The sequence below is a fragment of the Rhizobium terrae genome (assembly GCF_003425685.1).
GTDB classification, from domain to species: domain Bacteria; phylum Pseudomonadota; class Alphaproteobacteria; order Rhizobiales; family Rhizobiaceae; genus Neorhizobium; species Neorhizobium terrae.
Window position 1 is genome coordinate 1 of the sequence record NZ_QJKM01000040.1, and the last position, 13,976, is coordinate 13,976.

A 13,976-nucleotide genomic window follows, 5' to 3' on the forward strand; every position below is an offset into this window, starting at 1 on the left:
GGTCCACATGGGAAAACAGCGAACCCGTCCGTTCGTCCAATCCGCGCATCCACATTCCCCAATCGTTCGGGGAGCAATGAATCACGTTCCAAACAACCGCGCCAGCACTTCTTCAACACCCTGTTAGAGCTGCTCCGCCTGCGCGCCGCTGTTGGGTCTTGCAGGGCCAAGCACGGGCTTCTGTCCCAGAGCCTCCGTCATCGGCATGGGCTTGAACTCGCCCTTGCCATCGACGGATGTCCCCTGCGACCAGCGGCCAGCAACGGGATCGCCGCCGTCGGCGTGGAAGCCGAGGAAGGCGTAGCTGAACTCCTGCTTTTCCTGCTCCTGCGGAAAGCTGTTCGGGATCGGAAAGGCACCTGCCGTTCCACCCAATTCTTCCAGCGCCGCCAGCCACTGGTTTTGGTGCATGGTGTCGCGGGCGATCAGGAAGGACAGCATGTCCTTCATGCCTGGATCGTTCGTCATGTTATAGAGTCGGACCGCCAACACGCGCCCCGTCGATTCCGCCGTAACGTTGGCTGTCATGTCGGCGGCGATGTTGCCGCTTGCATAGATATGCGACATGTTGAAGGGCACGCCATCGGAATCGACTGGCATTGCCGACAGCCCGGCTGAAAGCAGGTTCTTCATGTTGAGGCCACCGAGCACCGCGCCGCCAACCGGATCGGCCGCGACCTCTTCCCGTAGGCTGAGTGGGGCGCCTTCGAGGTTGAGCGCCACGGCGGTCGCGAGCATTTCGATGTGCCCGAGTTCCTCGGCGGCCGTATTGATCAACAGCTCGCGGAACTTCGGATTGCCGCGTGCACCGCAGGCCTGGAAGAAATACTGCATGGCAACCCTGATCTCGCCTTCGACCCCGCCGATTGCCTGTTGCAATGCCCTTGCGAACAAGGGATCAGGGGCCTCGACGCGTACCGGGTATTGCAACTTGCCGTCAGTATAGAACATGGAGAGCCTCCTTCTGGATGGGAAGCCGCATGAACAACCGATGGCTTCCGAAGTTCCAGACGTCGCAATTTTAACCGTCTCGGTCCGGGCGGCCGAATCGCGATCACCGCCTGCTCGACGCCGCGAACCGAACGTTGCTGGACGAATCCTTCAGCGAAGATCGCTTGCCTCTCCACGTCGTTCATTGCTTGCATGCTCTGCTGGCCTCGATGATTTTGATCGCGCTGATGGCCGTCGACTGGTCTCGCCCGCCGAAGGCTCTTCCAACGTCGAAGAACGATAAGCCGAACCTCCCACGGACCTCCCACATGAGAAGCCGGCGGACTTCAACGACTGCCTTCAACGATGAACGACCGATGACTTCACGGTAGGAGATACCGACCTGAGCACATCTTTGCTTGATGTAGCTCACTTCCGGCCGCACCATCTTGTTGGCCAGATGGAATTGATACGCCTTCACATGGGCGTCGAAGGCGATATTTGCGATCTGCCAAACAGGAGGACGGCTCGTAATTTCCGTTTTGGCCGTGCCTCTCTTGGCACGTCGAGCGGCCGCTGCGTACTTGATTTGGCGGGTTCGATGGGCTTGCCTGAGCTGTGCTTGATATGGGGTCAATTTAAGGAGTGGGCCTGTCATCATGCACCCAATAGTTATCGTCTCCGAGAGCGCCTGGTTTCGATCGGGAAGAGGAAGATGGTCTTCGACGAGGATGTGAGGTTATGAGCCGAAAAAGGCTCCCGTGATTCCTCAGTGTGGTGACGATCCAGCCGCGGGGGACTCTGCTGGTCCCGCAATCGTTGTCCAAAAGATGATGATTTTCATGCGTCATTTCAAGGACAGCGATCCTGCGTTGCGCCGCTGATCAAATTTGAGCCGCCTGCAACTTTCTTTGGCCCCAGTCGTTATTGGCGCCGGTGCAGGAGGCACTCCCAAAATGAACATGACCGTAAGAACCGGCGGGACCCGCTGGTTCTTACGGCTGTGTATGTGGGTATAGGATGATCGATCTCGATCTTCTCAGCATCGAGCAGCGCGTTTCGATATCCTGATGATTTCGAGGTTTCAATCCGGGCTTCATGCGTGAGCGCTTAGCTGATGGCGTCGGGCCTGAAGTTCCAAGGCATCAGCGACTCCAGCTCAGATACTGGCCAGCCTTGCGAGGGATCCAAGCCCTCAGACCGAGCAATTGCTGAGACATTCGGGGGCTGTAGCGTCGCGTCGATGATCTGCGCCTTTTCGTCATCCGACCAATCACACGGTTTGCGCCGTCTTCGCACCGGCTCCGCGGTCAAAACCTCAAAGGCTCGGGGATGATTCACACTGTCGCTCATAGGATTCCCTGCCTGATTCATGCAGAAAATCGCCGATCAGCAGCCTGAAAGATACGTGGGGTGGCCTACTCGCTTACTTCTAAACAGAGATTTAGCGATTGATCGTAGTTTTAGCGCTTATGGCGTGCTGCAGCGTTGGTTGCGGGGGCTCGCAACACCCGATTCCTGCGATTGATTGAGCACAAAATACCGCAGCTGGCGGCATAAAGTACCATTGGTATTCACGTAGGTCTGATGAAGCATCGTGAAATAAAATTCCACGTTCTTCAAGATTATACTTCACAATTATATTATCATGAGAACTCGGCATAAATATTTTCCATTTTACCAAAATCATTCTTCGCACAATATTTCCTGGCAATCCTATCAATCGATTGCCAGAGGTGTTATGTAATGGGTGCAGCCGCCCTATGCGCCGGCCGCAGAAAGATTTCCCATGACATTCCGTCCCCTCCACGACCGCGTCGTCATCAGACGCGCGGAAGGCGATTTCACATCCAAGGGCGGGATCATCATTCCCGATACCGCCAAGGAAAAACCGCAGGAAGGCGAAGTGATCGCCGTCGGGCCTAGCCTGCGTGACGAAAGTGGCAAGCCCATCGCGCTCGACGTCAAGGCCGGCGATTTCATTCTGTTCGGCAAATGGTCGGGGACAGAGGTCAGGATCGACGGCGAAGACCTTCTGATCATGAAGGAGGCCGACATCATGGGCATCGTCGAGAAGACCGGAGCGGCCGCCGAAAGGGCGGCCTGACAGGTCGAATCCCGATCCCGTAATCTCAAGACCGAACTGGACCCGACATCATGTCTGCCAAGGAAATCATCTTCTCTACCGACGCCCGCGACCGCCTGCTTCGCGGCGTCGAGTTGCTCAACAATGCCGTCAAGGTGACGCTCGGCCCAAAGGGCCGCAATGTCGTCATCGACAAGTCCTATGGCGCGCCGCGCATCACCAAGGACGGCGTCTCGGTCGCCAAGGAGATCGAGCTTACCGACAAGTTCGAGAACATGGGCGCGCAGATGGTGCGCGAAGTCGCCTCCAAGACCAACGACCTTGCCGGAGACGGCACCACGACCGCGACAGTGCTTGCAGCCTCCATCTTCCGCGAAGGCGCCAAGCTGGTTGCGGCCGGGATGAACCCGATGGACTTGAAGCGCGGCATCGACCTCGGCGTTGCGGCCGCGCTCACGGAAATCAAGGCACGCGCCACGAAGGTCAGTTCATCGAGCGAGATCGCACAGGTCGGCACGATCGCCGCCAATGGCGACGCGACCGTAGGCGAGATGATCGCCAAGGCTATGGACAAGGTCGGCAACGAAGGTGTCATCACGGTCGAAGAGGCCAGGACGGCCGAGACCGAACTCGATGTTGTCGAGGGCATGCAATTCGACCGCGGTTATCTTTCGCCCTATTTCGTGACCAATGCCGAGAAGATGCGCGTGGAACTGGAGGACCCCTATATCCTCATCCATGAGAAGAAGCTCGGCAACCTGCAGGCGATGCTGCCGATCCTCGAGGCCGTGGTGCAGAGCGGCTATCCGCTGCTGATCGTCTCCGAGGACGTCGAAGGCGAGGCTCTGGCCACATTGGTCGTCAACAAGCTGCGGGGTGGCCTGAAGGTCGCCGCAGTCAAGGCTCCCGGCTTCGGCGACCGCCGCAAGGCCATGCTGGAAGACATCGCCGCTCTGACGGCCGGTCAGACGATCTCCGAGGATCTCGGCATCAGGCTGGAGAATGTCACGATCGATATGCTCGGTCGCGCCAAGCGTGTGCTGATAGACAAAGAAACCACGACGATCATCGACGGCGCGGGTGAAAAACACGACATCGCCGCGCGCATCGGCCAGATCAAGGCTCAGATCGAAGAGACGACCTCCGACTACGACAAGGAAAAGCTGCAGGAACGGCTGGCGAAGCTCGCGGGCGGCGTTGCAGTGATCCGCGTCGGCGGCTCGACCGAGATCGAGGTCAAGGAAAAGAAGGATCGTATCGACGATGCCCTGAACGCCACTCGTGCGGCCGTGGAAGAAGGTATTGTCCCGGGCGGCGGCGTGGCCCTGCTACGGGCGAAGGCGGTCCTGACCGGGCTGGCCGGCGAGAACGCCGATGTGACGGCGGGGATTTCGATCGTGCTCAGAGCGCTCGAAGCCCCAATCCGGCAGATCGCCGACAATGCCGGTGTAGAGGGTTCGATCGTCATCGGAGAACTCACTGACGGCGAGGATCACAACCAGGGCTTCGACGCACAGACAGAAACCTACGTCGATATGATCAAGGCCGGCATCGTCGACCCCGCCAAGGTGGTCCGGACTGCTTTGCAGGACGCCGGCTCGATCGCAGCGCTTCTGATCACCGCCGAGGCGATGATTGCCGACATCCCAGCAAAGATTCCATCTTGGCGGCCGGCAACGGCAGCACGGGATACTGAGGACAGTGCCTGAGCCGTACGGCCGGAAGTTCCCGGGCGGCGGAACCCAACAACAATCGACAGGAGAATTCCAATGGCTATGCAAAGCAGTAGCAAGGCATCGATCTTCCAGCGTTTCGATAACTACCAGCCGTCTAAGACGCTCCTTGTTTGGGCCTGCATCATGACCGCAGCCGCAACGATGATCGTCGGCTTCACTTGGGGCGGCTGGGTGACTGGCGGCACCTCCCGCACAGCGGCTGAGGCCGCGGGCGAGATTGCGCGGGGAGAGCTCGCGTCCGCCGTATGCGTCGAGCGTTTCAACACTGCACCGGATGCAGCTTCAAAACTCATCGAGTTCAAGGCACTTTCCGATAGCTACAAGAAGCGCCAGTTTATCGAAGCCGGCGGCTGGGCGACAATGCCGGGGCAGACGTCACCGGACAGTCGTATCGCCGCAGGCTGCAGCACCGCCCTCTCCGCCTGACGCTGCCCTTCATTGCGTCCCGTCATTCGGGACGCTTCCACCATCCGCCACAAAATCGGTCTTCAGCGCTTTCCGAGATGCCGGCCGCTGCGATTCAAATGACGTAACCCGGCCAGTTATGAAGCTTGCCTACGCTTTGGCTGTTGGCGCATATGTTTCGGCGTTTAAACTGGCTTACTCAGCTTGATGCACGTCATGACGATTCTGAAACAATCCTCTGCGGGTTTCTACTTCAAGTCCATGAGTTGGCCACCAGGGAAATGGTAGAAGGTCTGGGTAAGCGGATCTCCTTGAGACCAGACTTTGGCGGCAACATCCTCTCTGCTACCGAACTTGCGCACAGGGCCGATCGTAACCTGCCTGGCGGCGTCTTCGTGGCTGTCGGCATGGACCTCCATCGGCTCGCTAAGACAGCGACCTTTGAAGTTGTAGTGGATTTGGACGCGAAATTTCATGCCTCTCCCTTTGCCTAGAGGGTTTTAGGAATTTTTATAATGATGAGGCCCGAAGCCCCTCCCCTTATCTCGGTGGAAGTATTCGCGGAAGCGAGGAAGCATCACAATCTGGGTTATTCAATAAATAAAACTGTACGCCCTTTCACCTGAGAATAAAATTAAAATTTAGAATCCATTGCGCCTCTATTAAAACATGGTTGCAAGCTAGCGAATAGTGTGACTGATATTTGGTAATATCTACATGGTTAGTGTGAGCATCTTCATAATGCGGCGCCGGTCCAGAAAGAAAATGCCTCTGAGGCCGGGGTATGTCGTTATGATGATCAGAAACGAGAGAAAAGAATTATGACCAAGTTTGCGCCAGTGTCGGCCGCAATCCTACTGCTCGCCAGCACGTCCCTGGCCCAACAAACCCATTCTACTAGCAACCATTCCGCCACCGAACGCCCGCCGGAAGAAGTTATTGATTTTGTAAGCCGCCAAGCTCTGCCCTCAAATCCGGTGATGATTCAGGGAGAAATCAGCGTTGGGCAGGTCGTTCCCAGTGAAATTATCCTTAAGCCCGTGCCCGGCAACACGCGTTATCAATATGTTGTGGTCAATCAACATCGCCTGATCATCGACGCGCAATCTCGTTCTGTAGTCCGCATCGTGAACTAAGAATTCTTGAATGTTCGCGGAGCGGATTTTGTGAGGCTGGGCCATATGCAGGTCGTTGAGCTTCCGAAGAGATGGCTCTTGCGAGTGGTCGAGATCGCTACCAAACCCAGAATAAGGCAGTGATGCACACGCTGCGCGGGCGGCACTTCATGTTGCTGGCTTGCCAGGGAGCTGGCGGCACGAGAGGATCGGGCCAGATCGCACGATCCTCTCACCATTATGGGAACGCATGGCCGCAGAATTGACCAATACAAGAGCTACTCAATTACCCCGGTCTTATTTCCACTTCCCCGTCATTACGCCTTGATGTTTAGTGATTGGAAGAAAAATAGGCCGCGTCGACAACCATCCGCCAAGGAGATGGATTATGCTAGCAACACGCTGGAAAAAGCCGCTCATCCTGGAGAAGGCTGGCCTTCGGATTACCCTTACCTCGGCTGAAGAGGCAATGAACTGGCTACTGCACGAGCCAAATCAACATAGGGGCAGTTGGCGCCATGCTTGGCACACTTGCCGTGCGGTACATGAAGGAAGATTACCGGCGAACCAAGCCAGATCCGCGGTTCAGTTGGCAGTGGAAGGGCTCCACCAATAAACGAGCTTACTTAATTGCACCTCCAAGCTCGAGGCGGGATCAAATGTCCACGTGGTACAGGTAGTCGCAGAGTTTCGCGGCTATCTATGGGACGGGCCGTGGGTTCAGTCATCAAAATTGGCTTCTCGATTGAATGGCAACTTCCTGTCTTCGTGAATCATGATGGTTTCGAAGATAGCCATATATGGCCCGGCCGAGGCTCTTCGATACCTTCATGAGAACTTTGAATGTCGATCGGGTGATCTCTATTGGATGGCGGTCGAGGCCTGTAACAAGGCACTCCGCCATCGCGATGATCCGGAAAAATCACGCGTGCTTTTTCGCCGCCTATGGTGAATACGCATGAAATTCAGCTGAGCCGTCATCAGTCAAAACGTCAGGCAAAAGCCGAGACCAGGAGATTTCCGTTCAATTTGTCCGACTATGTGATGTGACGGCGCATTGAGATCCTTCCATCCCCCCGCTCGACATCGACTGTCGAACCCACTCGTGGCGCCCCGGCGGGCCAACTTCCAAACCTCAGCTATCGAGCGTCTTGAGAAGGTCCGAAATCTTGATCGTCGAGAAATTCGAAAACGTGTCGCAGACCGCATAGGGCAGGACGATCTGGTCGTTGTGGCGCATCGCGCCGCAGGTATAGACGACGTTCGGCACGTATCCTTCCCGCTCGGAGGGCTCCGGTCGGACCAGCGGCTCCTTCGAGCGAGCGAGAACCTTGGATGGATCTTTTTTATCGAGAAGAGCCGCACCGATCGCATATCGGCGGACCGGGCCGACCCCGTGGGTCAGCAACAGCCATCCCTGGTCGAGCTCGATCGGCGATCCACAATTTCCCATCTGAACGAACTCCCATGGAAATTTAGGCCGCAGGATCAATTCTCCTCCGTCCCAGGTGTAAAGATCATCGGAATAAATGAGATAGAGGTTCTCGTTGTCCTGTCGCCCGATCATGGCGTAGCGGTCATCGATTTTGTGCGGAAAGAGCGCCATTCCCTTGTTTCTCGACGCGGTACCCTTCAGCGGGGTCATGCGAAAAGATATGAAATCGCTGGTTTCGAGCAATTCGGAGCGGATCGCCTTGCCACTATAGGCGGTGTAGGTCGCGTAGAAAGTGCTCTGTCCATTGTCCTGGAATTCCACGAAGCGGGCATCCTCGATACCGTTCGATTGCGCTGGTGTGATGGGAAAAATCACCCGCTCGCTGATGTGCTGCTGCGAGCTGAAGCTTATTTCGATAGGCTCCCCAAGCGGGTCCGATATCCGTGTGTGCAAGGTTGGAGTGGACGCCAACCGCGCGGTCGGCTCGATCTCCACGCTTCCATCCGCGGCAATCAACCCGGTGCGGAACGTTAAGGAGGATACATGTCCCTCCCCCACCGCGCGCAGGCTGAGGATAAAACGCCGGCTTCCCTGCGGCGCGCCTGATTGATCCGGATGCATGACGATACTGGGGTTGAAGAGTGCCGACGCCTCAAAGGAATATTCGTGGAGGAAATAAGCGCCTATGAGTTGACGTTGCACCTTCGAAAACTCGACATGAGCCGCGAATGCCTCCTCCATCTCGCGTGCCCGATTTTCAAACGTCGCGAGCAGGTTTCGGTGGCGCCCCTCAAAATTTTCCAGCACCTCCGCGAGCAGGCTTTCCGCCGTCTCTGAATCCAGCGCCAGGACCCGGTCGACAATATGATTCGCCCGGGTCTTGTCCGTCGGATTGAAATCCCGCGGTTCAACCGCAGGCTTGAACGGCCGTACCACGACGCGCGTGGAGTCAGGCCGCAGGAAAAGGGCTTGGCGGTTCAGAAAAGTGGCTTGTGACAAAGTAACCTCGGTTTATCCCGCGGGATTTAAAGAAGCTTCAGGCACCCAGGGCGCGAAGCGGAGTGAGCGCTGCCGGCTTGTCGCTTAAGCGTGAAAGTTGGCGAAGCTCGATGAGGCCCAAAAGATAGGACACAACGGATTCACCGCCTCTGTTCTCATTGACACGCGCGCGGTGCAGCCCGTCCCGGCAGCTTCCCGTATCGAGATCGACGAGCGGCAACGACAGATCGTTGGCGCCCAGGAACCAGGCAAATGCGCTTGCTGCGTCGGCCCTCCATTCGGCACTATGATCGGCACGCCACGCAGCAAGACAGGCGGAGATGGTTGCTGCCGCCTCCAGAGGCTGTTGGTCGAATCCTTGCGGCGGCATTCGTCTATCGCTGAAACTGTCCGTGCCGATGGCTCTGAAATGACCGCGGGGAGCGGTTTGTAAGGTCATGAGCCAACGTAGAGTTTTCAGCCCCGCGGCGGTATAGGCAGGAGTTTCAGTGGCAAGCCCGGCGAGGATGAGCGCCTGAGGCAGACGTGCATTGTCATAAGAAAGACCCTCCTCGAACCAGATCCAATCCTCCGTCTCCACACGAACAAGGAGATCCATCAAACGATCCGCGAAAAGCCGCCGCATGCGTTGGGCAAAGACGTCCTCCTCAGAAGCCTCGCAATATCCGTCCAGTCCGAGCAACGTGAAGGCCCAGGCGCGCGGCGAGCGAAAGCCTTCGGTGGTTGGCAGGGCTTCGGAAAACAAGGTGGCAGCCCAGGTCCGCCGGGACGGATCGCTATCGCTTCGGGCGCATTCTCCAAGCGCCCAAAGCGTCCGGCCATGGCTATCCTCGGAGCCCTTGTCTTCGAGCCAACGCCGGTCGAAGCCCATGAAGTTGCGAAAGTGTTTCTCGTCGGGATTCCAGGCGTGCTGCACGAAGGAGGCGAAGCGCGTTGTCAATGGCTCCGGCAGGGGCGTTTCGCCTGCTGCGTTGAGAGCGCTCGCCAGGATCAGGGCGCGCGCATTGTCATCGACGCAATAACCATGTGAGCGATCCGGCACCGAGTGGACGGCATGCTGGAACAGTCCGGTGTCGTCGCACATGGAGAGAAAATAGGTGAACTGCGGCTCCGGCGGGCCGGCAGGTTTACGCGTGGGTGCGTTCCGACTTCCCGGCAACAGCGCATTGGGGAGAGGCCTGCGTTGCGCCGCTTCCTCGAAGACAGCGAGATAACGCTCCGCCGTCCTTTGCCACGTCATCGACCGACTGCTGGCGTAAGCGCGCATACGCATGGCGTCCCGCCTTGCATCGTCGGTCAGCAATCCGGCGATCTCGTTACCGATGGCTTTCGCATCACCGAAAGGTACGAGAATGCCGCGTCCGCCGGCCAAAAGTTCGCGAGCGTGCCAATAAGGGGTCGAAACGACCGCTTTTCCGAGGCCAAAACTATAGGCCAGCGTGCCCGACGTCATCTGCGCCTCATTCAAATAGGGCGTGGTGTAGACGTCGCACATGGAAATGAAGTCCAGGAGCGTTGCCTGGTCGACGAATTGATCGAGGAACACTACATGTTTTTCGATCCCGAGATCCCGCACGTGCGCGATCAGGCTTTCGCGATATGCTTCACCCTCACGAAGGACGAGATTGGGATGGGTCGCACCAAGCACGACATAGACGGCGTCGGGCCGGCTTTCCAATATCCGGGGCATCGCATCGATCATGACTTCGACGCCCTTGTTGGGTGAGAGCAGGCCGAAGGTCAGGATGACGGACCGGCCCTCGAACCCGAGCTTTGCCTTTGCGACAGCCGGCTCACTGAAGGCAATATCCGGAATCCCATGGGGGATCACCTCGATCTTCTCAGCCGGAACCCTGTATACCTCACGCAGGAGCGCACGCCCCTTCTCTGCCATGACGACGATCTTCGCTGAACTCTCGACAATTCGTGCCAGGACTTTGCGTTGCGCCGGGTTGGGCTCGGCAAGAACCGTGTGAAGCGTCGTCACGACCGGCATATCGAGCCGCGAGAGAAGTGTGAGGATATGGCTTCCCGCTTCGCCTCCAAAAATTCCAAACTCGTGCTGGAGGCAGACGACGTCGAACCGACCGGCATTCAGGGCTTCCGCTGCGCGGATATAATCGTCGAGCCTTTCATCTGGGATCTCAAGCCAGACGCTGGGGGGATAATCATAGGCGCGGCCATGGTCGGTCATTGCCACGATCGCCGTCCCCATCCTTGCGGGTGAATTTGAAACGGCATGCTGCAGATCGGTGGTAAACGTCGCTATGCCGCAGCGTCGGGGGAGCGAGTTGCCGATGAACGCGATATTCTTGAACCTGGTCATGATTGCCCCTCCGTCGAGCGGTACGGCAAGTTTGCCGGCTTTTCATGATGAATGAGTGCCTCGACAATATCCTGGGGGGCCGGACGATCTCTGTCCCAAGCATCGAGATCGCGGAGCAGGCCCGGCTCGGGCGCACTGCCGGCGTAAGCGAGCAAAGCCGTCAGGCCATTTGTCCCGACTTTTATGGCAACTCGATCTGCGTCGGCAAAAAACGCATCGCCGACACCGGCATGCATCGGTCCGACATTTGCATCACCGGCGATGACCAGAGCCCAGGTCTCACGGTTGGCCAGCAGCTCCCAGTTCGCATTTGGAGAAAGGTCGATCCGCTCAAGGGTGAAGAAGGCACAAGATACAAGTTGCGTCCTTGCATGCGTAAGACGTATGGGGGCTGCCTCCGTTTCCGCCGGCCCCAGATCGGCCACTGCGACGGCTTGGTCCACATGCAGCTCGCGCGCACGCCCGGGGTCAAAAAGACGAAATGTAGCGTCGCTTCTCTGCTGGATTTCGGCGATGACGAGACCGGCGCCGATGGCGTGGATGGTTCCGGCCGGAACGAAAAATACATCGCCGGCCGCAGCGTCTCGCCATTGCACAAGATCAGAAATCGAACCGTCGGCGATCGCAGTCCGCAACTCCGCCTGAGTCACCGTCCGCGTCAACCCCACAGCAACTTTGGCACCGGATTCCGCCGACAGCACGTACCATGCCTCCGTCTTCCCGTTGGCCATGCCTGTCGATTGCGCGAAGGCATCGTCCGGGTGAACCTGGATCGACAGCATCTGCTTCGTAAAGAGCAGTTTGAGAAGCAAGGCGGGATCGGGCGCTTGGGCCTCGCTTCGATCAAACCTGAGTTCGCCGACTACAGCTTCGTGGTTGCCGCTGAGGTCCCAAGGTGTCAGGTCGTGGCCGCCCCACGGTTTGCGGACGACCCGCACGCTCGTGTGCTCGAATGTCATGATGAGGCCTCCTTGATCTACCGCTAAGATCGGAACGATCTGAGATCGGAGTAGCCTTCCTTTGGGCATCGGATCGCCCGAAGGTTCACGTAATCGGGCCAGGTTCTGGGCTTCGATCAGGCAAACGCCGCCAGATTCTTTAAGAAAAAGAATCATAAATATGGATACGACAACGCTTAATTACACGAATGAAGCTCACCATTCATTTAATAGATATGTGTCTGCGCCAGAAAACTGCAAGGCGCATTCTTTTAATTAGCACATTTAGGCAGGTTTAAAATTAATTCCCCTGACAAGTTTCACTGTACTCAACGGGTCACATCCTGCGGATTTTTTTCTATTCGACTTGTAATCGGGCGATCGATGCACGAGATGTATTAGTAATGGCAGCTCGTTTCACGGGCGCTGCCATCGAGGGTGTTCCCCCCGCCCCAACAAAGGAGGACGACATGTCTTCCAACCCGTCGCCGGAATACATCGACCCCGTCAACGTAGCGATGCTCAGGGATGTCTTGAGAACTGCGGGCTTCAGAGGTGTTGCGGTCGAAGCCAGCTCAGACGCCAAACGTGAAGCCTTAGTCTTCTTGAATTCGGAATTCCGGAATGGAAACCGAACGAGGGAAACCTTGCTCTTCGCCCTGGAACATCGAGATATTGGGCTTGCTTCCGATCCACGACCTGAAAGTTCACCGAAAAGCGCAGCCATCGATCGATGGCAGAATGAGGGAGGTCGTTAGTGCCACTCTCCTTTCCGAACTCGGCACGCAGTTATGATGAAGCACATAGGCGGGTCCGCTTCCTCGGGCATGATGGCATGTTCGAGGTTCACTTTTATGTGCCCGCGGAAGTGCTCGCTGGCGCGTTGTCGCAGCGAACCGCGAGCGAAGACGATTATCTCGCTTCCTTCGATGCGCTCCGGCCCCGAATTCTGAAGGTCGCAAAGGCGGCCTATGCAGCAACCCGTAACAGCACAATCACCCTTGATCTGGAACATTTCCGGTGAATGCATTTCGTGCCAAAAGGATCTCGTTATGCAATATCCCATTCCTCCAGGCAAAATCGGCCGACCTGGAAAAGAAAAGATCTGGTACGTCAGCGAGTTTGCGCAGCGATTTCGCCTTGATAAGATGGAAGAAAATCGCCTGAGGAAACTGCTGGGACCGATCGCCAAAGAGATCGACTTGCTCAGAAACGCCGGCAGATTCAGATGATGACGACCCCGGTGATTCCGATCGCCTTTTCCACATTTTGGCATCTGCCAGTGGTCATAGAGCTGGCGGGCCGTCCGAAGGTGGAAGTTCGCGGCCCTCGCGACGCTCTGCGCTATTTGACTGAAAACATCACCCATCAATATGGCCCTTGCTACAGCCGAGCGAGAAGGCGCTGTCACGCAGCCCTCCGGAACGAGATCACGGCGGAGGACATGCGCGAAGATTTCCTCGCCGCTTGCGCCGAATCTGAGATGCGACCGAGATAGCTGCGCCGGACTGTCTGTGCCGCGAACGAAGAAGCCGGTTCAGGCGATCCCGTCAGCATATTTCAGGCTGCATTGCGACATCCCTGATGGTTACGGAGCCTGAGCCGATGCAGCGCGACGCTCTGCTCACACGGTACCATCGCCCGGCTTCGACCAGGGGGAGCGGTTTCGAGACTTAGCTTCGACGGGGGTTTCGCTTTCCGACTGCTCATCAAGAGAATTCATTTCATGCAGAGCTTCGCGAAGAGCCCTACCCTCGGGACGATCACCGGTGACGTGAAGAAAGCTTGAGACAGCCATCCTGGTTTCCGTACCGCCGGAGGCAGGGTTGGCGCGGTGGATAACGATATCCTCGCCCGCTGACCAGGCACGCTCGAGGAACCTGCGTATTCCGATGAAGCCGGCCATCGATTCCGATTTGAAGCCGGCCAGTCATTCCGATTTCATTCCGGCCGGCGTTCCGATTTGAAGGCGGCCATTTCTCGGACTGATCCTGGGTCTGTTTGAT

The 13,976-nt window shown here is 57.3% G+C and carries 16 protein-coding genes and 1 pseudogene; 10 read left to right on the top strand and 7 right to left on the bottom strand.

The features are described 5' to 3' along the window. Positions 1-123: 123 nt before the first annotated feature. Both DMO26_RS32560 and DMO26_RS32565 read right to left on the bottom strand, forming a co-directional pair. A complete protein-coding gene (locus DMO26_RS32560) occupies positions 124-951 on the bottom strand; it encodes a manganese catalase family protein (RefSeq protein ID WP_117196430.1) in 828 nt (275 codons plus the stop codon). Between the two features lie 181 nt (positions 952-1,132). Continuing rightward, positions 1,133-1,591, bottom strand: a complete 459-nt coding sequence (locus tag DMO26_RS32565) for a helix-turn-helix domain-containing protein (RefSeq protein ID WP_117196431.1) — start codon at positions 1,589-1,591, stop codon at positions 1,133-1,135. 1,128 nt (positions 1,592-2,719) lie between these two features. Here DMO26_RS32565 and DMO26_RS32575 point away from each other — a divergent pair. From DMO26_RS32575 to DMO26_RS32585, 3 genes and pseudogenes are all read left to right on the top strand, one after another. Continuing rightward, positions 2,720-3,037 carry a co-chaperone GroES gene (locus tag DMO26_RS32575; protein ID WP_117196432.1) on the top strand — a complete coding sequence of 106 codons (318 nt, stop codon included), beginning with the start codon at positions 2,720-2,722 and terminating at the stop codon, positions 3,035-3,037. Positions 3,038-3,087: 50 nt separating this feature from the next. After that, positions 3,088-4,712: pseudogene (groL, locus tag DMO26_RS32580) on the top strand (chaperonin GroEL). Positions 4,713-4,785: 73 nt separating this feature from the next. Further along, positions 4,786-5,178: a hypothetical protein gene (locus DMO26_RS32585; protein WP_117196434.1), complete on the top strand. Its 393-nt coding sequence runs from the start codon at positions 4,786-4,788 to the stop codon at positions 5,176-5,178. Positions 5,179-5,405: 227 nt separating this feature from the next. On the opposite strand, the gene DMO26_RS32590 is transcribed toward DMO26_RS32585, so the two are convergent. After that, entirely contained in the window at positions 5,406-5,633 is a 228-nt protein-coding gene (locus tag DMO26_RS32590; RefSeq protein WP_117196435.1) for a hypothetical protein, read from the bottom strand. Positions 5,634-5,978: 345 nt separating this feature from the next. Between DMO26_RS32590 and DMO26_RS32595 the strand changes: the two genes are divergently transcribed. The 3 genes from DMO26_RS32595 (at position 5,979) to DMO26_RS35145 (ending at position 7,224) form a co-directional block, all read left to right on the top strand. Then, positions 5,979-6,293 (top strand): DUF1236 domain-containing protein, encoded by a 315-nt coding sequence (locus DMO26_RS32595; RefSeq protein WP_112759246.1) that lies wholly within the window; start codon positions 5,979-5,981, stop codon positions 6,291-6,293. Between the two features lie 367 nt (positions 6,294-6,660). Beyond that, on the top strand, positions 6,661-6,888 hold the full coding sequence (locus DMO26_RS32600) for a DUF982 domain-containing protein (protein ID WP_112759247.1): 228 nt from the start codon (positions 6,661-6,663) through the stop codon (positions 6,886-6,888). Between the two features lie 162 nt (positions 6,889-7,050). Next, positions 7,051-7,224, top strand: a complete 174-nt coding sequence (locus DMO26_RS35145; protein ID WP_226951505.1) for a DUF982 domain-containing protein — start codon at positions 7,051-7,053, stop codon at positions 7,222-7,224. Between the two features lie 183 nt (positions 7,225-7,407). Here the strand turns inward: DMO26_RS35145 and DMO26_RS32610 are convergent, their stop codons facing one another. Genes DMO26_RS32610 through DMO26_RS32620 form a run of 3 tightly spaced genes read right to left on the bottom strand, consistent with a single transcriptional unit; the run spans position 7,408 to position 12,147 of the window. Next, a complete protein-coding gene (locus DMO26_RS32610) occupies positions 7,408-8,706 on the bottom strand; it encodes a glycoside hydrolase family 130 protein (protein ID WP_112759249.1) in 1,299 nt (432 codons plus the stop codon). A gap of 37 nt (positions 8,707-8,743) precedes the next feature. Then, positions 8,744-11,032: a glycosyltransferase family 4 protein gene (locus DMO26_RS32615; RefSeq protein ID WP_117196437.1), complete on the bottom strand. Its 2,289-nt coding sequence runs from the start codon at positions 11,030-11,032 to the stop codon at positions 8,744-8,746. After that, complete coding sequence (locus DMO26_RS32620) at positions 11,029-12,147, bottom strand: class I mannose-6-phosphate isomerase (RefSeq protein WP_226951504.1); 1,119 nt, start codon at positions 12,145-12,147, stop codon at positions 11,029-11,031. The genes DMO26_RS32615 and DMO26_RS32620 overlap by 4 nt, the downstream gene beginning before the upstream one ends. 293 nt (positions 12,148-12,440) lie before the next feature. On the opposite strand from DMO26_RS32620, the gene DMO26_RS32625 reads away from it, so the two are divergent. From DMO26_RS32625 to DMO26_RS32640, 4 genes are read left to right on the top strand one after another with little or no spacing between them, the layout of a single operon-like run. Next, positions 12,441-12,728, top strand: a complete 288-nt coding sequence (locus tag DMO26_RS32625) for a hypothetical protein (protein WP_162895180.1) — start codon at positions 12,441-12,443, stop codon at positions 12,726-12,728. Further along, positions 12,728-12,994, top strand: a complete 267-nt coding sequence (locus DMO26_RS32630) for a DUF1488 family protein (RefSeq protein WP_112759252.1) — start codon at positions 12,728-12,730, stop codon at positions 12,992-12,994. Before DMO26_RS32625 ends, DMO26_RS32630 begins: the two co-directional genes overlap by 1 nt. A gap of 28 nt (positions 12,995-13,022) precedes the next feature. Then, positions 13,023-13,202 carry a hypothetical protein gene (locus tag DMO26_RS32635; RefSeq protein ID WP_112759253.1) on the top strand — a complete coding sequence of 60 codons (180 nt, stop codon included), beginning with the start codon at positions 13,023-13,025 and terminating at the stop codon, positions 13,200-13,202. Beyond that, positions 13,199-13,468: a DUF982 domain-containing protein gene (locus DMO26_RS32640; RefSeq protein WP_117196439.1), complete on the top strand. Its 270-nt coding sequence runs from the start codon at positions 13,199-13,201 to the stop codon at positions 13,466-13,468. Before DMO26_RS32635 ends, DMO26_RS32640 begins: the two co-directional genes overlap by 4 nt. Positions 13,469-13,594: 126 nt before the next feature. Here DMO26_RS32640 and DMO26_RS32645 read toward each other — a convergent pair whose 3' ends face one another. Further along, the gene (locus tag DMO26_RS32645) at positions 13,595-13,876 is read right to left on the bottom strand and encodes a hypothetical protein (RefSeq protein ID WP_117196440.1); all 282 of its coding nucleotides are present in this window, start codon (positions 13,874-13,876) and stop codon (positions 13,595-13,597) included. Between the last annotated feature and the right edge of the window lie 100 nt (positions 13,877-13,976).